Source organism: Pseudarthrobacter sp. BIM B-2242 (assembly GCF_014764445.1).
GTDB classification, from domain to species: Bacteria; Actinomycetota; Actinomycetes; order Actinomycetales; family Micrococcaceae; genus Arthrobacter; species Arthrobacter luteus_A.
Window position 1 is genome coordinate 268,730 of the sequence record NZ_CP061721.1, and the last position, 21,895, is coordinate 290,624.

A 21,895-nucleotide genomic window follows, 5' to 3' on the forward strand; every position below is an offset into this window, starting at 1 on the left:
CTGCCCCTCCCCAAACTTCCCTTCAGGAGAACTGAACCCGTGACTGAATCAAAACTGTCGATCGTAGATCTGACCAAACGATACGCAGCAGGTCTGGAACCCGCCGTCGACCGCCTGAACATGGAAGTGGAGGAGGGGCACCTGGTGGCGCTTCTCGGCCCGTCCGGCTGCGGCAAGACCACTACCCTCCGCATGGTTGCCGGCCTGATGGATCCCACCGCCGGATCCATCGTGGTGGACGGCAAGGAAATCACGCACACCCCGGTCAACAAGCGGGGAATGGGCATGGTCTTCCAGTCCTACGCCCTGTTCCCGCACATGAACGTGGAGCAGAACGTGGGATTCGGCCTGGAAATGCGCCAAGTCCCCAAGAATGAGCAGAAGGCACGCGTTGCGGCGGCCCTGGATATGGTCCAGCTTGGTCACCTTGGCAAGCGGCAGACCAAGGAACTCTCCGGCGGCCAGCAGCAGCGCATCGCCCTGGCCCGTGCCCTGGTGGTGGAGCCCACGCTCCTCCTGCTGGACGAACCGCTCTCCAACCTGGATGCCAAACTCCGCGAAACCATGCGAACCGAAATCCGGTCCATCCAGCAACGCACCAGGGCAACCACCCTCTTCGTCACCCACGACCAGGACGAGGCCCTGGACATGGCGGACCGGATCGCTGTTATGAACGGCGGCCTGATCGAACAGTTCGGGTCCCCCACCGATGTGTACGAACGCCCGCGCACGCATTTCGTGGCCAACTTCATCGGGCAGGCCAACTTCCTCACCGCCCGCGTGGGTCCCGAAACCGGACGGGCCGGCCTGGCCGGCGAAAGCTACTACGCGGTGGACGTCGAGGGCCTGGGCCAGTTTGGTGCCGTCGGATCCGCCGGTCTGACCGGCAGCACCCATGAGTTGGTCATCCGCCCCCACCGGCTGAACGTCGCCCTGCACCCGGGGGCTGCACAGGCACCCCTCGCCGGGACCATCGAGCGGGTCAGCTACACCGGTGATGCCCTGGCCGTGTCCGTCCGCGTCGGGGACCAGCACCTCCAGGCACAAATGCTCACCAGCAGCGGGGACCTGCCCCGCATCGGCGACGCCGCCTACCTTTCCTGGGCTCCCGAAGATGCCTACCTCCTGCCCACCCCGGTGGCCGCGCAAAGGCTGGTTGCGGCATGACCCTCCTGCAAGCCGCCGCAGCCCCTGAAAAGCCCCGGGGCCAGGACGAGGGGCAGCTGGAGAAAGCCACCGAACGGCGCAACCGCCGCACCTACCTTGCCCTCCTGCTGCCAGGCCTCCTTGGCCTGGTGGTCAGCTTCGTCTTCCCTCTGGCCTACATGGTCCGGATGTCTTTCAACCAGGGCGCCCCGGACGGGGTCATCGTTGAGACGTTCACACTGGACACCTACATCCAGCCGTTGACGGACCCGTACTACTGGAAAGTCACGCTTGACACCTTCCAGATGGGCGTGACCGTGGGCATCCTCTGCGTCATCGTGTCCTACCCCGTGGCCCTGTTCCTGGCCCGCAGCACCAGCAAATGGCGTGGCCTGCTTATCGCCATTGCCATCGCGCCGCTGCTCACCTCCGCCGTGGTCCGCACCTACGGCTGGATGGTCATCCTGGGAACCAACGGCCTGATCAACTCCTCCCTGGACGGGCTGGGCCTGATCGACACACCACTGAAGCTCACCAACAACATGACCGGTGTGACAATCGGCCTGGTGGAGATCTTTATGCCCTACGCCATCCTGGCCATGATCTCCGGGTTCGGCCGGCTCAGCCCCCAGCTCGAGGAGGCTGCCGGATCCTTGGGAGCTTCCAAGTTCAAAGTGTTCACCAAGATCACCCTCCCGCTGTGCCTCCCGGGCCTGCTGACGGCGTTCCTGCTGGTCTTCGTGCTCTCCATCAGCACCTTCATCACGCCGCGGCTCCTGGGCGGCGGCAGTGTTCAGGTCCTCGCCACCGAGATCTATGACCAGACCACCGGCCTGCTCAACTGGCCCTTCGCTGCCGCCCTGTCCGTCATCCTGCTGGTGCTCTTCGGCCTGATCATCGCCGTCTACCAGCGCCTCACCAAGAAGATCGGAGGCTGACCGTGAGCGACGTCAAGGTATTCAAGCCGCGCTTCAACCCTGCCAAGCCTGCGTTCGGGCTGCTGGTGTTCCTGCTGTACCTGTTCCTGCTGGCACCCCTGCTGATCGTGTTCGTGGTGTCCTTCGCCTCCAACCAGTACCTGTCCTTCCCGCCCGAAGGGTTCACTCTGAAGTGGTACGAGATGCTTCCGGAGGAAAGCACGTTTATGGAGGGCATGAAGGTCAGCCTGATCGTGGCCGTGATTGTCACGCTCATTGTGCTCGCTCTGGGCGTGCCTGCTGCGCTGGCCTTGGACCGTTTTGAGTTCAAGGCGAAGGCGGCTGTCCAGTCTTTTTTCCTCTCGCCGCTGCTGATTCCCAGCATCGTCCTGGCCCTGGGCATGGTCCTGCTGTTCGGGCCGCTGGAGCTGAACAACACCTATGCCGGCATCATCATCGGCCACGTGGCCATCACCATCCCGTTTGTCATCCGGACCACGCTGATGAGCCTGGCCACCACGGACACGTCCTGTGAGGCGGCGGCCCGCATCCTGGGGGCCGGCTCCTGGACGGTGTTCCGGCGGGTGACCCTGCCCATCATCCAGCCGGGTGTGATTGCCGGCGGCGTCATAGCCTTCATCGTTTCCTTCGACGAAGCGGTGATCTCCCTGTTCGTGGCCGAATCGGGCCTGCCCACCCTGCCCGTGCAGGTGCTGCGGTATGTCGAAAACTCCGCCGATGCCGCCGTCGCGGCCCTGTCCGTCATCCTGATTCTGATCTCGCTGGCTGTGGTGGTAGTCGTCGAACGCGTCATGGGGCTCCGCAAGGCCCTCCGCTAGGGCAGCGGGCGGCCCTCCAACCGGGCCGACCTGCCCTGCCCAGCAAGCCAATAACGCAACACCCAACAACCGAACAGCCCTGCCCGGTCCGCACCAGCGGACCGGGCAGAACGCCGTCCGGGTCATGCTCCGGAAGAGGTGCGGGTCATAACCGGCACCTATCCCGTGACACCGATTACGTCTTTGTGTGATCCAAATCCCGGTGTCAGACTTTTTCTACAAGCCCGGTAATCCGGGCCACGGGACCCAAGCTCCATCAGGCCGGTCCACCCACTTCCGCTTCCGGCAGCTGCCGCTGTGCATGGCCAGCGCCGTGCCAACACCCCCAAGGAGGGCTCACATGGGACCCATGGTTGATCTCGTAGCAGATCTCGGAGAAGGCTTCGGCGCCTACTCGATGGGCGACGACGCGGCCCTGCTCGACGTGGTCTCCAGCGCCAACATCGCCTGCGGCTTCCATGCCGGCGACCCGGACATCATGAACGCCACCGTCGCCGAATGCGTGCGCCGCGGCGTGGCCATCGGCGCGCACCCCAGCTTCCCTGACCTCCGCGGCTTCGGCCGCCGCGCCATGGACCTCACAGCAGATGAAGTCCGCCACGACGTCCTGTACCAGTTCGGGGCGCTGAGCGCTTTCGCTGCCTACCATGGCGCCGGCGTCGTCCACCTCGCACCCCACGGCCGCCTGGGCAACCTCGTGGCCACCCGCCCCGACTACGCGGAGGCCGTGGCTGACGCCGCCGCCCGCATCAATCCGGATCTGATTGTCCTGGCCCAGGACGGCGAACTCGCTGACGCTGCCACAGCCCGCCGGCTCCCCGTGGGCATCGTGGGAATCGCAGACCGGGCCTACGAAGCAGACGGGACCCTGGTGCCGCGCAGCCGGCCCGGCGCCGTGATCCACGATCCCAAAACCATCGTGGCCCGAACCATCCGCATGGTCTGCGAAGGCGTCATCGAGACCGTCGCCGGAACCGACCTGCCGATCGTTGCAGACACCATCCTGCTCCACGGTGACACCCCGGGCGCCGTCCAGCTGGCACGTCAGGTCCGCGCTGAACTGGAACGCGCCGGCGTGACCATTGCCCCGCTCGCCCGGGTGCTCGCCGCCAAAGTGAAAGCCGCCTGACATGACCGCCACGCCAACTCCAGCACTGCCTCCGGTGGAGGTGTTTGAATCCGGCGACGCCGCACTGCGCGTCGTCGCGTCCTCTCCGGACCGGGAGGCCAACTGGGCCACCGTCCACGCCCTTGCGGAGTGGCTGGACGCTGCGGGTGCCGACGGCGTCCACGGCGCAGTGCCCACCTACGACTCGCTGCTGGTGGAATTTGATCCCGGCGTCACGTCCGCGCGGCAGGTCAGGGCCTTTGTCCTCCTGGGCCTGCGCCAGCTCGAATTCACCGGCGCCCCCGCCCGCACGCCCCGGGAATTCAGCGTTCCCGTGGTGTACGGCGGCGAGTACGGTCCCGACCTGGAGCGCGTTGCCGGGCAGCAGCAGCTCTCGGTCGAGCAGATCATCGAGCTTCACACCACCAAGTCCTACGTGATCCGCTGCCTCGGCGCTCCGGCCGGCTCGCCCATGATGGACGGTCCCGATTTTCCCTTCCCCGTGCCGCGGCTGAAGGACCCCCGGCTGTCCGTCCCGGCAGGCGCCGTGTCGGTGGCCGGCCGGCAGGCGGTCATCGCCCCCGCCGTGGCACCGGGTGGCTGGTGTGTGATCGGACAGACTCCGCTGACCGTTCTTGACGCCATGGCTGAGCCGCTGGTTCCCTACGTCCCCGGCGACACCCTCCGGTTCCACCGGATCCAGCCCGAAGAGTTCGCCCAGTATGCAGGCCGGAAAATGGAGGCGGCGCAATGAGCCTGATCATCCAGCAGCCGGGCAACACCGTGGTCACGGACCTGGGACGCTTCCGCGGCCCCCGGTTCGGACTCCCTGTCAACGGTGCGCTGGACCAGTTCTCTGCCCGGGCCGCCAACATCCTGGCCGGAAACGCTGACAAAGCTCCATTGATGGAGGCCACCGCACTGGACTTCCGCATGCGGGCCACCACGGACATCCTCATCGCCGTCACCGGCGCACCCTTGCACCTCACGGTGGGCGGGCGCGAGTGCCAGCAGTGGGAGCCGGTGTCCGTACGGGCGGGGGAGACCGTAGCGCTGCGAAGGATCGACGGCGGCCTCCGCGCCTACGTCGCTGTCCACGGCTCGGTTGAGGCACCGGTCCTCCTGGGCAGCTGCGCGCCGGACACCGTCGTCGGCTTCGGGCTGCGGCTGACGGAAGGGACCGAACTGAAGACCTTCCGCGCTATCCCGCCGATCCGCCAGCCGTACTTCGATCTCCCGCTGTTCCGCCTGGGCCTCATCCGGCCGGAATTCAGCAGCACTGCGGTGGTGGACGTGACGGACGGCCCGGATGTGGACGAGTTCGGCGACACCGCGGACCTGCTCTACAGCACCGAATACACGGTCAGCGGCCGGAGCAACCATATCGGCCTGCGGCTGGGCGGAGCACTCCCGGAACGCCAGTCCACAGCCGAGGTGTTGTCCCGGGGCGTCCCCGTGGGAGCCATCGAGGTACCGTCCCGCGAAGAACTCCTGGTGCTGCACCGCGGACGTGGGGTCACCGCCGGCTACCCCGTCCTCGCCGTTGTCACCAGCCGCTCGCTGGACGTCCTGGCCCAGGCGCGGCCAGGCCACAAGATCCGGTTCAGAAGAACCACCGTCACCGAAGCAACAGCGAAACACCGGGCAGCGATCAGGGAACTGGAAACACTGCGTTCCACTGTCGGCACAGTGTTCTCGCTCCTGGGCATCGGCGACCAGCCGGGCTGGCACCAGCTCGCGCCGGCCGCCGGAGGCTAAACGCCGGCCGCCGGAAGCTAAAAGCCCTCGCTTCATCCACAAAGCATTGTTACCATCCCCATAAGTAAGGAACGCCATGTCCACCTCTACGCACGCGGCCCAGCCGCACCAAGAGCGGCTCAGCAGCAAGCAGACCCGCAAGGTCGTCACGGCCGGCTGCGTCGGCATCTTCGTGGAACTCTATGACAACGGCATCTTCGCCTTTATGGCTGGAACACTCGCCCTCGTCTTCCTGGCTCCCGGCAACCCGGACAACGCCCTGCTGTTCGTCTTCGCCGGCTACGCTGTGTCCTTCTTCGTGCGCCCCCTTGGCGCTGTGGTCTGCGGTTACCTGGGGGACCGGATCGGGCGGCAAAAGCTGCTGGTCTTTGTCATCCTGCTGATCAGCGTTGCGACGGCGGGCATCGGCTTACTTCCGGCCTACTCGGCCATCGGCATCGCCGCACCGGTCCTCCTGGTGCTGCTCCGCATGCTCCAAGGCTTCTCCGTTGGCGGCGAAGCCGCCGGCGCCATGACCTTCCTCGCCGAGCACGCCCCTGAAGGCAAGCGCGGCATCATCACCTCCTACGCCCAGATCGCCTCGTTCGCAGCCCTGCTCACCGGTACGCTGGTCGCGTTCTCCATGTCGCCCTGGCTCACGCAGGCAGCGATCGACGGCGGCGGCTTCGGTTCGTTCGCATGGCGCATTCCGTTCCTGGTTGCCATCCCCATGGGCGTCATTGGTTGGTACATCCGAAAGGCGATCAGCGACACCCCCAACTTCGAGAAGCTGAAGGAAGAGGGCGGGCTGTCCAATAACCCGCTGAAGGAAGCCTTCGCTTCACCTGAGCACCGCCGTGCCATGCTGTTGGCCCTGTTCATCCCGCTGATGAACGGCTCCGGCTATTACGTCCTGTTCTCCTACATGCCCACGTTCCTCAAGGGCAAACAGCTGAACTTCACCATCGGCGAAGCACTCCTCGTGACCGCCTGCAGCCTGGTGGTCATCTGCATCGCGATTCCGTTCATGGGCGCCCTGTCGGACCGCATCGGCCGCAAGAAAGTCATCGCCGGCTCGGCCATCGCCATGGCCGTCATCGGCATACCCGCCTACGCCCTGATCGCCACGGGCGAGATGGCATTGGCCATCCTGGGAGCCTGCCTTATGGCTGTGGTCTTCGCCGGCCACACCGCCGTGATCCACATCCTGATCGTCGAACTGTTCCCCACCCGGGTCCGCTACTCCGCCTACGGCCTGGGCTATAACATCTCTTCGGCACTCTTCGGCGGCACGGCGCCGCTGCTGCTGACCTGGCTGATCTCCATCACCGGCAACATCTACATGCCCGCCTTCTACGCCGTCATCACGGCGCTGGGCACCCTCGCGGCCGTCAGCACTGTCAAGGACCGGGCACACCTGCCGCTCCGCGACGCCTAATCTTCCACTTCATCAAGCAGCACTGGGCTGCACCCTCAGAGGAGATCTTCATGTCTTTTTCCGATTACTCAACGGCTGTTGTCACCGGTGCTTCCACCGGAATGGGCGCCGCCATCGCCGAGCGCCTGACCAAACGGGGACTCACGGTCCACGCCCTGGCCAGGAACGAGGAACGCCTGAAGGAACTGGCGGACAAGACCGGCGCAGTCCCGCACGTGGTGGACCTGACTGACACTGCCGCGCTGGCCGCCGTCGTCGGTGATCTTGAGGTGGATGTCCTGGTGAACTGCGCCGGTGTGTCACGGCCGGGCAACATCCTGGACTCCAGCGAGAACGACATCGACGAACTCATTGACGTCAACCTGCGCGGCCTCCTCCAGCTGACCAGGCTGGTCCTGCCGGGCATGGTGGAACGCGACCGCGGCCACGTGGTCAACGTCAGCTCCATCGCCGGCCTCTACAACTTCTACGGCCACACGGTCTACCACGCCACCAAGGCCGCGGTGCACCAGATCTCCCGCCAGCTGCGCAACGACACCGTCGGCAAGCGCATACGCGTCACCGAAATCTGCCCCGGCCGCGTTGAAACGGAAATTTTCGGGCGCAATATGGGCGGCACACCCGAGGCCATGGAAGAGGCGTGGAAGACCTACTACGAAGGCTATGAGTCGCTGACCACCGACGACATCGTCAACGCCATGGACTACGCCATCGAAACACCCCGGCACGTAAATGTTGGCATGCTGGAGCTTATGCCCACGTTCCAGGTCCCCGGCGGCCTCACCTTCGACCGGCGCTAAACGGCCCGCACCCACCTACCACCGATTGAAACAGGTTTACCCGATGCAAACAGTCCGCACCGTCAGCTTCCCCGACCAGCAGCTCCTCGACGATCTCTCACCCCTGCCCGGAGGGCTGCGGGGAGTCGTCTGGGACCTGGAATCGGATCCCGACGGCGGGACGCTGGCTGAGATTGACGGCGTCATCCTGCCGTATATCAACGCCGGCGCGGTGTTGGGATCCCTGGGCAAAGCCCCCAACCTGAAGTACGTGCAGACGCAGTCCACCGGGTACGACGGCGTGATCGAGGCGGCCGGCCCGGCCGCCGGCGTGGCCAGCGCCTCGGGTGTCCATGCGGCCGCGACGGCGGAGCTTGCCATTGGTCTGATCCTCGCCAAACTGCGCGGCATCGACCAGGCAGTCCGCGATGCGCAGTACGGCCTCTGGAGGCCGGAGCGCCGCCAGTCCCTGGCAGACCGTCGGGTGCTGCTGGTGGGCGTGGGCGGAATCGGTCACGAAATTGCCCTGCGCCTGGCGCCGTTCGAAGTCACCGTCACCCGCGTCGGCAGCTCGGCCCGCACAGACGAACACGGCGACGTGCACGCCTCGTCCGAGCTGACTGAGCTGGCCGCCACGCACGACATTCTTGTGTCGGTACTGCCACTGAACGAGCACACCCACCAGCTGATCGGCGAAGAGGTCCTGGCGGCCCTTCCGTACGGCGCCCTGGTGGTGAACGTTGGCCGCGGCTCTGTGGTGGACACCGCTGCGCTGACCAAGGAGGTTCTGTCCGGACGCCTGAACTGCGCCATCGACGTCGTCGATCCCGAACCGCTGCCGCAGGACCACCCGCTGTGGTCCGCCACCAACGCCCTGATCACCCCGCACGTCGGCGGCAACGCCTCGGCGTTCCAGCCGCGGATCCTGAAACTCCTCCGGAAGCAGCTCGAGGCGCTGGCCGCGGGACAGGCCCCGGCCAACCTGGTACAGGCAGGACCGTTCGCATGAGTCCACTTTTTGATTTGACGGGTCGGGTTGCTTTGGTGACGGGGTCGAGCCGGGGGATTGGTTTTGCGTTGGCGCGGGCGTTGGCTGAGGCCGGGGCGACGGTGGTGTTGAACGGGATTAATGCGGAGCGGTTGAAGGCCGCGGAGGCGGCGTTGGCTGCCGATTTCGCGCCGGGCCGGGTCCATAGTGTGGCGTTTGATGTCACCAGTGATGCGGAGGCTGCCCGGGGTGTGGCGTGGGTGGAGGAGCATGTGGGCCCGTTGCGGGTCCTGGTGAATAACGCCGGGATCCAGCACCGGGTGCCGATGCTGGAGCTGGACGTCGCGGATTGGGAGCGGGTGATCGCCACGGACCTGACCAGCGCGTTCCTGGTGGGCCGGGCGGCTGCCCGGTTCATGATCCCGCGCGGGAAGGGCAAGATCATTAACATCTGTTCGGTGCAGACGGACCTGGCCCGGCCCACGATCGCCCCGTATGTGGCGGCGAAGGGCGGTTTGCGGAACCTGACCCGGGCGATGACGGCCGAGTGGGCGGGCTCGGGGTTGCAGATCAACGGGATCGCGCCGGGGTATATCCATACGGAGATGACGCAGAACCTGGTGGACGATGAGCAGTTCAATGCCTGGATCCTGGGCCGGACCCCGGCGCACCGGTGGGGGACCGTGCAGGACCTGGCCGGGCCCGCGGTGTGGCTGGCCTCGGACGGGTCGGATTTTGTCAACGGCCAGACGGTCTTTATCGACGGCGGCATGACGGTGGTGGTCTGATGGAGGCCTCAGCGGTGACAGGGTCAGCCCGGGAAACCCACGGGACAGCCCCGGCAGCAGGGACAGCCCTGCCCGTCTCCGGCCCGGCCGTGGTGGCGTATGCGGCGGGGGATCTGCGGATCGAGGACGTGCCGCTCGCGGTGCCGGGACCGGATGAGGCGGTGGTGGAGGTCGCGTACGGCGGGATCTGCGGGTCGGACCTGCATTACTGGCTCCACGGCGCGGCCGGCGAATCGATCCTGAAGGCCCCGATGGTGCTGGGGCACGAGATTTCCGGTGTTGTGGTGGTCGCCGCGGCGGACGGGACGGGCCCGGCCGCGGGCACCCCGGTCGCGGTCCACCCGGCGACCCCCGGCCCCGGTGACGGGACGGTCCGGTACCCGGGGGAGCGGCCGAACCTGTCTCCGGGCTGCACCTACCTGGGGTCCGCGGCGCGGTTCCCGCACACCGACGGGGCGTTCGCCCGGTACGTGAACCTGCCCGCCCGGATGCTCCGGGCCCTGCCGGAGGCCCTGGACCTGCGCACCGCGGCGCTGATCGAACCGGCGTCGGTGGCCTGGCACGCGGTGGCCCGGGCCGGGGACGTAGCCGGCAAGTCCGCCCTGGTGATCGGGTCCGGCCCGATCGGGGCCCTGTGTGTTGCGGTCCTCAAACGTGCCGGCGCGGCCCGGATCACCGCCGTCGACATGCACCCCAAGCCGCTGGAGATCGCCACAGCGGTCGGGGCGGACGCGGTCCTGCAGGCACCGGACGCGGACACGATCGCGGCCGTGCAGGCCGATATCGTGATCGAATCCTCCGGCAGCCACCACGGCCTGGCCTCGGCCATCGGCGGCGCGGCCCGCGGCGGGACCGTGGTCATGGTCGGGCTGCTGCCCACCGGACCCCAGCCGGTCCTGATCTCCCTGGCCATTACCCGCGAACTGGACCTCAAAGGCTCATTCCGGTTCAACGACGAGATCGATGACGTCATCACTGCCCTCGCCGACGGCACCTTGCACATCGGGCCCGTCATCACCCACGACTACCCCCTCAGCCAGGGACTCGACGCCTTCACCACCGCCAAAAACTCCGCCCAATCCGGCAAAGTCCTCCTCAACTTCAAACCGGAATGAGCGGGGCACCGCCTGGCCGGCCCGTAAGGAACGAGATCCCGCCAGCTACCCGATCAGCAGGCTCAGTGCCTCCGTGAGGTGCTCCACTTCGCGGACGGAGAACCCCGCGGGGACAGGGCCGGGGCCGTTATGGCTGGCCGGAACCACAGCGTGCGTGAAGCCCAGCCGGTGCGCTTCCTGGATCCGCTGGTTGATCCCGGGCACGGGCCGCACTTCGCCCGCCAAACCCACTTCCCCGAAGGCAATCAGCCGGATGGGCAGGGGCTTGCGGGCCTTGGCAGAGGCCACGGCCAAGGCAACGGCCAGGTCCGTGGCGGGTTCGCTGAGCTTCACGCCGCCCACCGTGGCCACATAGGAATCGTCCTTGTGCAGGAGGCAGCCGGCCCGCTGCTGCAGGACGGCCAAAAGCATGGACACCCGGGAACTGTCCAGGCCGCTGGTGGCACGCCGGGGCTGGGAGTTGGGGCTTTCGGCCAGCAACGACTGCACCTCCGCCAGCAACGGCCGCCGGCCTTCCATGGTCACCGTGATGCAGGTGCCGGAAACGGGCTCCTTGGTGCGGCTGACAAACAGCCCGCTGGGATCCGTCAGGCCCTCGATCCCCTTCTCGTTCAGGTCGAAACAGCCCACATCATCCGTGGGACCGTACCGGTTTTTCACCGCGCGCAGCATCCGGAGCCGGGAATGGCGTTCGCCTTCGAACTGGCACACCACGTCCACCAGGTGCTCGAGCAGGCGCGGCCCGGCGATGGAGCCGTCCTTGGTCACGTGGCCCACCAGCAGCGTGGTCATGTTGCGCCGCTTGGCGGCCGCAATGATGGACGCAGCCACCTCGCGCACCTGCGATACGCCGCCGGCACTGCCGTCCACGTCCGCGCTGCTGAGGGTCTGGACCGAGTCCACAATCAGCAGCCGCGGCTCGATCTTTTCGACCTGCCCCAGGGCCTGGCCCAGGTCCGTTTCCGCTGACAGGTAGAGGGAATCCGCGACGGCGTCGATCCGTTCCGCGCGCAGCTTCACCTGGGCCGCGGACTCCTCGCCCGTGACATAGAGGACGTCCTGCGCGGTGCGGGCGAACTTCGCGGCGACATCCAGCAGCAGCGTGGACTTGCCCACACCCGGCTCGCCGGCCAGGAGGATCACAGCGCCGGGGACCAGCCCGCCGCCCAAAACGCGGTCCAGTTCGTCGACGCCGGTGGGCAGGAAAGCCGCCGTGGTGGCGTCTACCTCGGCAATCCGGCGCGCCGGTTCCACAACTGTTGTTGCCGCCGTCGTGCGCGCCACAGCCGTACCGGTTTCCTCAACGGTGCCCCACGCCTGGCATTCGCCGCAGCGCCCCACCCACTTGACGGCGGTCCAGCCGCATTCGGCGCATTTGTACGCGGGCGCCTTGGATGCGCGGGAAGTCTTTGTTGCCATGGGTTCCACCCTAACCGCCGGGCCTGACATTGCTCTCCCGGTCCGGCGAAGCGACGTACTGGCGGTCAATTAAACACCTCTGAGAGAGCGCTCTCTTGACAGTGATCAGCGCCGCCTTTAGAGTTGTGGAACTTGCGAGAGAGCGCTCTCTCGGCCCCGGGCAATTTCCCCCACAAAGGAGTGAACGTGAAATTTTCACGACGAAATACCGCTGCCGCCATAGCGGGCGCAGCAGCTTTGGCCCTTATCGCCACGGGCTGCGGCAGCAGTTCTGATCAGCCTGCAAGCGCAGAAAACCCGATTGAACTGACGGTCACCACGTTCGGAACCTTTGGCTACGGCGATCTTTACGGCCAGTACGAGGCCGCAAACCCCGGCGTCAAGATCAAGGCAACAAACATTGACCGCGGCGCCAACGCCCGCACCGATGCCTTCACGAAGCTGGCCGCAGGCTCAGGTCTCAGCGACGTGGTAGCCATCGAGGAAGGCTGGCTGGGCTCCATCATGGAGGTCTCGGACCAGTTCACGGACCTCAACGAACACGGTGCGGCCGACATCAAAGCCAATTGGGTGGACTGGAAATTCAAGCAGGGAACCGATCCTGACGACCGCGTCATCGGATACGGGACCGACATCGGGCCTCAAGGCCTCTGCTACAACGGCAAACTCTTTGAAGCCGCCGGACTGCCCAGCGACCGCGAATCCGTTGCCAAGCTGTTTGGCGGCGAGGACGCCACCTGGGAGAAGTACTTCGAACTGGGCAAGCAGTACAAGGCCGCCACCGGCAAGGCCTGGTACGACCAGTCCGGCTTTGTGTGGAACTCCATGGTGAACCAGATGGAGGAGGGGTACTACAGCAAGGACGGTGAGCTGAACATCGACGGTAACGCCGAGATGAAGGGCAAGTTCGAGATGCTTGCCGCCGGCACCGCAGCCGGGCTGTCAGCCAACCAGACCCAGTTCGACTGGGGCAAAGGCAAGGCATTCGTTGACGGCTCCTTCGCCACCTTCGTCTGCCCCGGCTGGATGCTCGGCACCATCAAAGGCCAGCTGGAATCGGCCGGCGGCGGCGCAGACAGCGGCTGGGACTTCGCGGACGTCTTCCCGGGCGGCGCCTCCAACTGGGGCGGAGCCTTCCTCACGGTGCCCAAGACCTCCGAACACCCCGCAGAAGCCGCAAAACTGGCCGCCTGGCTGACGGCTCCCGAGCAACAGGTCAAGCAGTCCGCTGCAGCCAACAACTTCCCCAGTACGCTCAAAGCCCAGGAGAAGCTGGTATCGGATGCCACCCCCAACGTCCTGTTCAACAACGCCTCCACCGGCGTTATCCTGGCAAACCGCGCCAAGGGTGTAGTGGCCCAGTTCAAGGGCCCGCAGGATTCAGTCATCCAGGAAAACGTCTTCGGCCCTGCGCTGAAGAGCCTCGACGCCGGAAAGGCCGATGCGGGCCAGGCCTGGACTGAAGCGCTGCGCCTCCTCAACGACCTGGTCGTCAACAACTAGCAGGACCCGCTGTGGGGCCTCCCGGCCGGGAGGCCCCCCGATGGAGTGCGAGAACCCATGACAACCACCCTGAACCGATCCGCCAAGCCCCCGGTGACCAAACCCAAAGCCACCTTCAGGCAACGCCTGAGCATCTTCGACGTCAAGGCATCGCCATACCTCTACGTCGCGCCATTCTTTATCCTGTTCGCCCTCGTGGGCCTTTTCCCGCTGGTCTACACCTTCTTTGTCAGCCTCTTTGACTGGCACCTCCTCAAAGGCCAAGGGCAGTTCGTAGGCCTGGACAACTTCGCGGAGGTCCTGCAGGACCGCTTCTTCTGGAATTCCCTTCTCAACACCATGAGCATTTTCCTGCTCTCCGCCATTCCGCAGCTGGCAGTGGCGCTTTTCCTGGCCGCGGTACTGGACCAGAACCTCCGTGCCAAGACCTTCTGGCGGATGAGCGTCCTGCTGCCGTACATCGTGACCCCGGTTGCGGTGGCCATGATCTTCACCAACATGTTCGGTGAGCAGTACGGCCTGATCAACAACATCATCGGCAACTTCGGCCTTGACCCTGTGCTGTGGCAAAACGAAACGTTCCCCAGCCACGTAGCCATCGCCACCATGGTCAACTGGCGCTGGACAGGCTACAACGCGCTGATCCTGCTGGCCGCCATGCAGGCGGTGCCGCGGGATCTCTACGAATCGGCGGCCCTGGACGGGGCGGGGGCCATGCGCCGGTTCTTCAGCATCACCCTGCCCAGCATCCGGCCCACCATGGTGTTTGTTGTTATCACGGCCACCATCGGCGGACTGCAGATCTTCACCGAACCCAGGCTGTTTGACCCGGCCACAGCAGGCGGATCACAGCGCCAGTTCCAAACCACTGTCCTGTACCTCTGGGAAATGGCCTTCCAGCGCCAGAACTTCGGCAAAGCATCAACCATCGCCTGGCTGCTGTTCCTGATCATCCTGCTTTTCGGCCTCGTCAACTACCTGATCTCCCGCCGGATTGCCACAGCTGACACGCCCAAGCCTTCGCGTGCTGCCCGGCGGAAGGCGCTTCGGAAGCGCGCTGAAAGGACTGAACGATGAGCATCATGGACCGTGCGGAACCCATGGCAGGCAGGGGCCCGGTCCCTGCAGCAGTGCCCCCGGCAAAGCCAGCCCTCTTCCGCAAGCGCGTGTTCGGCACCGGCGAACGCCCCGGATTCCTCAGCTACGGCCTGCTGCTGGCCTTCCTGGCAGCCTCCGCCTATCCGCTGTGGTGGTCCGTGGTCATCGGCAGCCGGTCAAACGAAGCACTGGGGGAGACCTGGCCGCCCCTTCTGCCCGGCGGAAACTTCTGGAAGAACGTAGCGGAGGTCTTCGACACCATTCCGTTCTGGCTGGCACTGGGAAACAGCGTCCTGATCTCCGGCATCATCACCGTTTCGGTGGTCAGCTTTTCAACCCTTGCCGGCTACGCCTTCGCAAAACTCAGGTTCCGTGGCCGCAACGGACTGATGCTGATGGTCGTTGCCACCATGGCCATCCCCACTCAGCTGGGCATCATCCCCCTCTTTATGGTGATGCGGACCCTGGGCTGGACCGGTGAGATCGGCGCCGTTGTGGTGCCCACCCTGGTGACCGCCTTCGGTGTGTTCTTCATGCGGCAGTACCTGGTGGATGTCATCCCGGATGAGCTCATTGAATCCGCCCGCATGGACGGAGCCAACATGATCTCCACCTTCTGGCACGTGGCGATTCCCGCAGCCCGCCCGGCAATGGCCATCCTGGGCCTGTTCACCTTTATGACAGCGTGGACGGACTTCCTCTGGCCGCTGCTGGTGCTCGATGCGGGCAACCCGACGTTGCAGACGGCGCTCAGCCAACTGCAGTCGGCCCGGTACGTGGACTACTCTGTGGTCCTATCAGGTGCGGTGCTTGCCACCCTGCCGTTGCTGGTGCTGTTCGTCGTTGCAGGAAAACAACTCATTTCAGGAATTATGCAAGGAGCAGTGAAGGGCTAATGCCACATTCGACGTACTCACGGCAGTGGCCGGACGGATTCATCTGGGGGTCAGCGACGGCGGCCGCCCAAATCGAGGGAGCCGGACACGAAGGCGGCAAGGAGGACTCCGTGTGGGACCACTTTGCCCGGATCCCCGGCGCCATCGCCAAGGGCGAGAACCTGGAGCAGGCCGTGGACCACTACCACCGGATGCCCGAAGACGTCCGGCTGATGAAGGAGCTGGGGCTGGACTCCTACCGTTTCTCCACCAGCTGGGCCCGCGTCCGGCCAGGGGACCGGGCAGCAAACCCGGAGGGCCTGGATTTCTACTCGCGCCTTGTGGACGAACTGCTGGAGGCGGGAATCCTGCCCTGGCTCACCCTGTATCACTGGGACCTCCCGCAGGCCTTGGAGGAAAAAGGCGGCTGGGCGAACAGGGACACCGCCTACCGGTTCGTCGAGTATGCCTACGACGTTTACGACGTCCTCGGCGACAGGGTGCAGCACTGGACCACGTTCAACGAGCCCTTCTGTTCCTCGTTGCTGGGCTACGGTTCCGGGGTCCACGCCCCGGGCCGCCAGGAACCGCGGGCAGCCATCGCGGCGGTGCACCACCAGCATCTGGCGCACGGCCTGGCCGTTAACGCCCTGCGGGAACGCGGCGCCCAAAACCTGGGGATCACCCTCAACCTGAGCAACTCCATTCCCCGGGACCCGGCGGACCCCGTCGACCTGGACGCTGCCCGGCGCTTCGACTCCCTGCAGAACCGGATCTTCCTGGACCCGATCCTGCTCGGAAGCTATCCGCAGGACACACTGGTGGATCTCGCGCCGTTCGGACTCCCGGAACTCATCCTCCCCGGGGACCTGGAAGTAATCAGCGCACCGCTGGAGTTCCTGGGCGTCAACCACTATCACGATGACCTGATCAGCGGCCACGCGGACCACGAGGGCGGGGACGGACACTCCGGCGGTGCCGAACGTGTGGCCGCCTCACCATGGATCGGGTCCGAGGACATCGCGTTCCCCAGCCGGGGGCTGCCGCGGACCGCCATGGACTGGGAAGTGAACCCGGACGGGTTGCGGAAGCTGCTGGTCCGCCTTGGCGAGGAATACCCCGGCCTCCCGCCGCTGTACATTACTGAAAACGGCGCCGCCTACGACGACACCGTGGAACCGGACGGCTCAGTGCAGGATACGGAGCGCACCGGCTTTATCCTTGACCACATCGCGGCTGTCGGGGAAGCGCTCGATCAGGGCGTGGATGTTCGCGGCTATTTCGTCTGGTCGTTGCTGGACAACTTCGAATGGTCCTGGGGATACGGCAAGCGCTTCGGTATAGTCCGGGTGGATTACGGCACCTTCGAGCGCACCGTGAAGGCCAGCGGCCACGCATACGCACGGCTAATCGCCGCCGCGAAGCAGCATGCCCGCGCGCTCCCGGCCTCTCGCTCTGCCTAAACTGGAGTACCGGGCGAAGCCCGCTCAACGTCACGGAGCGAAGATCTTGAAGCAAGACCCCAGCGGAAGCCGGCCGGCGCCCACCCTTGAAATGGTGGCTGCGCTGGCCGGCGTGTCCCGAGCCACCGTCTCCCGCGTGGTTAACCACGTTCCCAGCGTGGACGAAGACATCGCCGCGAAGGTCCGCCAAGCCATTCTCGCCGTGAATTACACACCCAACCGTGCCGCGCGGTCCCTCGCCAGCCGGAAGCCCAATTCCATCAGCCTGATCGTGCCGGAATCCACCTCCAAGGTCTTCGCGGATCCGTTCTTCGCCTCCGTTGTCCAGGGCGTGGCCCTCTATCTCGCAGACACCGACTACACGCTGAACATGGTCATCGCATCAGAAGCCAAACCCGAAAAGACCAGGGCATTCCTGCTCGGCGGCAACGTCGCAGGTGCCCTGGTGGTCTCCCACCACGCAGGGGACCGGTCCTGGGCCCACGTCAGCGACCACATCCCCATGGTTTTCGCGGGCAGGCCGCTGGCCGAGGGCGGAAGCTACTACGTGGACGTTGACAACGAGGCCGCCGCCGAAGGCGCAACCCGGCTGCTGGTTGAGGGCGGCCGCACCCACATCGCCACCATCGCCGGACCGCAGGACATGCCGCCCGGCGTCGACCGTTTTACCGGCTGGCGGAAGGCCATGGAAGCGTCCGGACTGGACGATTCCCTGGTGGAGTACGGGGACTTCACGCTTTCCTCCGGCGCCAAGGCCATGCGGCGGCTCCTTGAGCGCGGCAAGCCCATCGACGGGCTGTTCGTGGCCAATGACCAGATGGCCGCGGGCGCCTACACCGTGCTCCAGGAGCGCGGGATCCGGATCCCGGCTGACGTGGCGGTGGTGGGGTTCGACGACGATTCGTTTGCCACCTCTGTCAATCCGCCGCTGACAACCGTGCATCACCCCGTCATCGAGATGGGCAAAAAAATGGCAGAGACACTGGTTGAGTTGATCGACGGAAAACCCGCGGACAGGGTCACCCGGATTCCCACGTCGCTGGTCATACGGGCATCTGCCTGACCTTTAAGGCCGGCCACACCTATCGAGCGGAACACACTCATGATCCCTGCTGCCCAAGGTCAACCCCTGAACTGGGGCGTGGTGGCCACCGGGCGGATCGCCCACCGCGTCACCGCCGACCTCGCCCGCCTGGAAAACTCGGTCCTGCATGCTGTGAGCTCGCGGAGCGCGGCCGCGGCGAAGGCGTTCGCGGGGCAGTATGGCTTCGCCACGAGTTATCACGACCAGCCCGGGGCGACAGCCTATGAGCAACTCTTTGATGATCCGGACGTGGACGTGGTCTACATCGCGACGCCGCATGCACGGCACCATGAGGTTGCCACGGCGGCCCTCACAGCAGGCAAGCACGTCGTGTGCGAGAAACCGCTCACGGTCAACGCCCGGGAAGCCCAGGAGCTCATACTGTTGGCGCGTGAGCAGGAACTGTTCCTCATGGAGGCGATGTGGACGCGGTTCCTGCCGTCAACGCGGCGGGCGCTTGAAGTGGTCCGTGCCGGCGGAATCGGCACAGTCCGCTGGGTGCAGGCCGATCTCGGCTTTGCGGCCACGTACGATCCCCGCGACAGGCTCTGGGATCCGGCGGCCGGCGGCGGTGCCCTGCTGGATCTCGCCGCCTATCCGCTGACTTGGGCGGTGGGCATGCTGGGCTTTCCGGACAGCGTCACCGCCGCCGGCCGGCTGAATCGCGACGGAATCGACGTCCAGAACACCCTGACCCTCGGATACGCTGACGGCGCCGCAGCCCAGCTGGTGTCCTCCCTGGAATCCGCCAGCCCCGGCATCGTGACCGTGAGCGGCACCAAGGGCTGGCTTCGCACCGGCTCGCCCCTCTACAACGCCCGCCGGCTGGAATACGCAGGGCCGGACGGGAGGGTGCAGGTGGAGGAGTTCTACGAGGCAACCGAAGGCTTCATCCATGAACTGCGTGAAGCCGGCCGGTGCATCCGCGCAGGGCTTCCGGAAAGCCCCCTGATGCCCTGGCATGAAAGCGTGAAAATCATGCAAATCCTCGACGATGCAAGGTCACAGCTGGGCGTTCATTACGAAAACGACCGGTAGCACCCGCTAGAGCGCCGGCAGAATGTCCCTGGCCTCGCGCGAGTCCATCCCGGTGGCCTCCAACAGGTCCACCATCAGCGGCCGGAACAGCATCACCACGGTTTCACCCTCCAGCCGTTCCACCCGGAGAAGCTTGGGATGGAGCCGCAGCGCGATCTCGCTGAGGTCCTGCCGGGCGGTGCGCAGATGGGCGCGGCGGACGCCGTCGTGCGTCTCGGCCAGGCCCAGCGCGAGTTCATCAATCGCGGCCGCGGTGTCCTGGAGCACCTCCGCAATGTTCTCGGTCGCCTCGTCCGACAGTGCGGCATGGTTGATGGCGCTGGTGAGCCGGCGCGCAAACACGCGGCTGTTGCGGAGCGCCAGATCGATGAAGTCCAGGGAGGTGTCCAGCCGCTCCAGCTCGTCACGGTGCCGTCGGTGGGCCGGCGCGAGCGTGGCCACCTCGCCGGAAGCGCGCAGGGAATGGCGCATCGCGTCCACAAGCGGCTGGCAGTTCCGGCCGCGGATCAGCGCGTGCCACGCCTGCGTGGAGTCGCTGTTGCTTAGCGCAGTGGCACATTCCCGCAACACTTCGGCCAGTTCGTGGAGCAGTTTCCGGACATCCTTGCGGGGCTCCCGCCGCGGATCCTTGGGCACCAGGATGGTCACCAGCAGCGCAACCACCCCGCCAACAATGGCATCGATGCTGCGGGTGAACGGCCCGCCGTCGGGCGCCGGCAGCAGCACCACCAGCAGCGACTGCAGTCCCAGCTGCGTGGTGAAAATATTGCCGCTGTCCAGGAAGCGGGCCAGCAGGATGGAGAAGAGAAGGACGACTGCGGCCTGCCAGATTCCGCTGCCCAGCCAGTGCAGCAACAGATCACCAACGGCAATGCCGATGGTGCAGCCCAAGCCCACCTCCATGACCCTTCGCAGGCGCGGTTCACGCGAGAAGCCCAGGGCAATCAGTGAGGACGTTGCTGCGAACAGGGGACCGGAATGCCCCAGGACGTACTCAGCGAAGGCGTACGCGCCCACCGCGCAAGCCGTCATCTGGATAGCGGGGACCAGCGAGTTCCTGCTCCGGATCAGGCCCGTGCGGATTCGCCCGCGCAGGAAACGCCTGCTTGCTGAGAGTCCTGCTGCTGCGGCCATGCCGTCCAGTCTATTTGCCGGCGGTCCCCCTACGGCGGAAAGTGTGACCCGCGCAATGGTGACGCTGCACATGTAAGACAAAATGCCGCTGCCGTTAACCTTCTGTTCACTTTCGGCCGCCAATCCCTTTACCTGCAGCCCCTAAATTCGATGAAGGTACAAAACGTACGCATCGCGCTGCAGGGCGTCTCCGGCCCTGCCCGCTACTGAATATCCCTGGAAGGGGTACACATCTAGTGAAGGCACTCCGTTTCGGCCGCCACGCGGCTATTGCTGTTATCGCTGCCGGCGCACTCGCGCTTACCGCCTGCGGTTCAGACAACGCCACGGGCAACACGCCTGCCGGCACCCAGACTTCCGGCACCAAGGTGACCGGCACCCTCACCGGCATCGGCGCCTCCTCCACCGGCCCGGCCATGGATGCCTGGAAGGCCGGCTTCGCTGCCGCCAACTCCGGCGCCACCGTGCAGTACTCCCCGGACGGCTCCGGCGCCGGCCGCAAGGCCATCATCGACGGCTCGGCACAGTTCGCCGGCTCCGACGCGTACCTCAAAGACGAAGAGCTGGAGAGCTCCAAGGCCCAGTGCGGCCCCGACGGCGCCCTCAACATCCCTGTCTACATCTCCCCGATCGCCGTGGCCTTCAACCTCCCGGGCATCACCGAGCTGAAGCTGGACGCCGCCACCGTAGCCAAGATCTTCCGCGGCGAAATCGCCACCTGGAACGATCCGGCGATTGCCGCCCTGAACGAAGGCGTCACCCTCCCGGACCTGAAGGTCACGCCGGTGAACCGCTCTGACGATTCCGGCACCACCACCAACTTCACCGAGTACCTCTCCGCTGCTGCGGCTGAGGTCTGGACCGACAAGGCTTCCGGTGTCTGGCCCGCAACCCTGCAGGGCGAGAACGCCAAGGGCACCTCCGGCGTCGTCAAGACCGTCACCGACACACCGGGCGCCGTGACCTACGCCGATGACTCCGCTGTGGGCGGCAAGCTGGGCACCGCCTCCATCAAGGTCGGCGAGGAGTTCGTCAAGATCTCCGCCGACGCAGCCGCCAAGGCTGTCGAAGCCGGCAAGCCCGTCGAAGGCCGCTCCGCCACCGACGTCGCCATCAAGCTGGACCGCAAGACCACCGCTGCCGGTGCCTACCCGATCGTTCTGGTTTCCTACCACGTTGTCTGCTCCACCTACGACAAGCAGGAAACCGTTGACCTGGTCAAGGCTTTCGAAAGCTATGTAGTCTCGGACGCAGGCCAGCAGGCAGCCGCCGACTCCGCGAAGTCCGCACCGCTGTCCCCGGCCCTCGCCGAGAAGGCCACCACGGCCATCGAATCCATCAAGGTCAAGTCCTAGTAACTGCCTTGAACCAGGTTCCCCGCCACGCCGAAAGGCGGGGCGGGGAACTTGCCTTTGTAAGCTAGCTT

At 65.7% G+C, this 21,895-nt stretch carries 20 protein-coding genes; 18 read left to right on the forward strand and 2 right to left on the reverse strand.

What is annotated here, in order from left to right:
• Window positions 1-39: 39 nt before the first annotated feature.
• From IDT60_RS01305 to IDT60_RS01355, 11 genes are all read left to right on the forward strand, one after another.
• Window positions 40-1,167 (forward strand): ABC transporter ATP-binding protein, encoded by a 1,128-nt coding sequence (locus IDT60_RS01305; RefSeq protein WP_191080588.1) that lies wholly within the window; start codon window positions 40-42, stop codon window positions 1,165-1,167.
• Window positions 1,164-2,084: an ABC transporter permease gene (locus IDT60_RS01310; protein WP_191080589.1), complete on the forward strand. Its 921-nt coding sequence runs from the start codon at window positions 1,164-1,166 to the stop codon at window positions 2,082-2,084. The genes IDT60_RS01305 and IDT60_RS01310 overlap by 4 nt, the downstream gene beginning before the upstream one ends.
• Before the next feature lie 2 nt (window positions 2,085-2,086).
• Complete coding sequence (locus IDT60_RS01315; RefSeq protein WP_191080590.1) at window positions 2,087-2,902, forward strand: ABC transporter permease; 816 nt, start codon at window positions 2,087-2,089, stop codon at window positions 2,900-2,902.
• A 340-nt stretch (window positions 2,903-3,242) separates the two neighbouring features.
• The gene (locus IDT60_RS01320; RefSeq protein ID WP_191080591.1) at window positions 3,243-4,031 is read left to right on the forward strand and encodes a LamB/YcsF family protein; all 789 of its coding nucleotides are present in this window, start codon (window positions 3,243-3,245) and stop codon (window positions 4,029-4,031) included.
• Window position 4,032: 1 nt separating this feature from the next.
• A complete protein-coding gene (locus IDT60_RS01325; RefSeq protein ID WP_191080592.1) occupies window positions 4,033-4,764 on the forward strand; it encodes an allophanate hydrolase subunit 1 in 732 nt (243 codons plus the stop codon).
• Complete coding sequence (locus tag IDT60_RS01330) at window positions 4,761-5,768, forward strand: biotin-dependent carboxyltransferase family protein (RefSeq protein WP_191080593.1); 1,008 nt, start codon at window positions 4,761-4,763, stop codon at window positions 5,766-5,768. Before IDT60_RS01325 ends, IDT60_RS01330 begins: the two co-directional genes overlap by 4 nt.
• 76 nt (window positions 5,769-5,844) lie before the next feature.
• Complete coding sequence (locus tag IDT60_RS01335) at window positions 5,845-7,185, forward strand: MFS transporter (protein WP_191080594.1); 1,341 nt, start codon at window positions 5,845-5,847, stop codon at window positions 7,183-7,185.
• Between the two features lie 50 nt (window positions 7,186-7,235).
• Entirely contained in the window at window positions 7,236-7,985 is a 750-nt protein-coding gene (locus IDT60_RS01340; RefSeq protein WP_191080595.1) for an SDR family oxidoreductase, read from the forward strand.
• A 43-nt stretch (window positions 7,986-8,028) separates the two neighbouring features.
• Window positions 8,029-8,973, forward strand: coding sequence for a 2-hydroxyacid dehydrogenase (locus tag IDT60_RS01345; protein ID WP_191080596.1), 945 nt, complete (start codon window positions 8,029-8,031; stop codon window positions 8,971-8,973).
• Entirely contained in the window at window positions 8,970-9,740 is a 771-nt protein-coding gene (locus IDT60_RS01350) for an SDR family oxidoreductase (protein ID WP_191080597.1), read from the forward strand. Before IDT60_RS01345 ends, IDT60_RS01350 begins: the two co-directional genes overlap by 4 nt.
• Entirely contained in the window at window positions 9,740-10,855 is a 1,116-nt protein-coding gene (locus IDT60_RS01355; protein WP_191080598.1) for an L-idonate 5-dehydrogenase, read from the forward strand. The genes IDT60_RS01350 and IDT60_RS01355 overlap by 1 nt, the downstream gene beginning before the upstream one ends.
• A gap of 45 nt (window positions 10,856-10,900) precedes the next feature.
• Here IDT60_RS01355 and radA read toward each other — a convergent pair whose 3' ends face one another.
• Window positions 10,901-12,274, reverse strand: coding sequence for a DNA repair protein RadA (gene radA / locus IDT60_RS01360; RefSeq protein ID WP_191080599.1), 1,374 nt, complete (start codon window positions 12,272-12,274; stop codon window positions 10,901-10,903).
• 180 nt (window positions 12,275-12,454) lie between these two features.
• Here radA and IDT60_RS01365 point away from each other — a divergent pair, with 180 nt between their 5' ends.
• The 6 genes from IDT60_RS01365 to IDT60_RS01390 are packed head-to-tail and all read left to right on the forward strand — an operon-like array spanning window position 12,455 to window position 19,335.
• Window positions 12,455-13,777, forward strand: coding sequence for an ABC transporter substrate-binding protein (locus IDT60_RS01365; RefSeq protein WP_370590711.1), 1,323 nt, complete (start codon window positions 12,455-12,457; stop codon window positions 13,775-13,777).
• Window positions 13,778-13,834: 57 nt separating this feature from the next.
• Window positions 13,835-14,854: a carbohydrate ABC transporter permease gene (locus IDT60_RS01370; protein ID WP_191080601.1), complete on the forward strand. Its 1,020-nt coding sequence runs from the start codon at window positions 13,835-13,837 to the stop codon at window positions 14,852-14,854.
• Complete coding sequence (locus tag IDT60_RS01375; protein WP_191080602.1) at window positions 14,851-15,771, forward strand: carbohydrate ABC transporter permease; 921 nt, start codon at window positions 14,851-14,853, stop codon at window positions 15,769-15,771. The genes IDT60_RS01370 and IDT60_RS01375 overlap by 4 nt, the downstream gene beginning before the upstream one ends.
• Entirely contained in the window at window positions 15,771-17,213 is a 1,443-nt protein-coding gene (locus tag IDT60_RS01380) for a GH1 family beta-glucosidase (RefSeq protein WP_191080603.1), read from the forward strand. The genes IDT60_RS01375 and IDT60_RS01380 overlap by 1 nt, the downstream gene beginning before the upstream one ends.
• A gap of 46 nt (window positions 17,214-17,259) precedes the next feature.
• Window positions 17,260-18,276, forward strand: coding sequence for a LacI family DNA-binding transcriptional regulator (locus tag IDT60_RS01385; RefSeq protein WP_164202947.1), 1,017 nt, complete (start codon window positions 17,260-17,262; stop codon window positions 18,274-18,276).
• Window positions 18,277-18,315: 39 nt separating this feature from the next.
• Complete coding sequence (locus IDT60_RS01390; protein ID WP_191080604.1) at window positions 18,316-19,335, forward strand: Gfo/Idh/MocA family protein; 1,020 nt, start codon at window positions 18,316-18,318, stop codon at window positions 19,333-19,335.
• 6 nt (window positions 19,336-19,341) lie between these two features.
• On the opposite strand, the gene IDT60_RS01395 is transcribed toward IDT60_RS01390, so the two are convergent.
• On the reverse strand, window positions 19,342-20,469 hold the full coding sequence (locus tag IDT60_RS01395) for an aromatic acid exporter family protein (protein ID WP_191080605.1): 1,128 nt from the start codon (window positions 20,467-20,469) through the stop codon (window positions 19,342-19,344).
• A 236-nt stretch (window positions 20,470-20,705) separates the two neighbouring features.
• Here IDT60_RS01395 and pstS point away from each other — a divergent pair, with 236 nt between their 5' ends.
• Complete coding sequence (pstS, locus tag IDT60_RS01400) at window positions 20,706-21,824, forward strand: phosphate ABC transporter substrate-binding protein PstS (RefSeq protein WP_191080606.1); 1,119 nt, start codon at window positions 20,706-20,708, stop codon at window positions 21,822-21,824.
• Window positions 21,825-21,895: the final 71 nt, after the last annotated feature.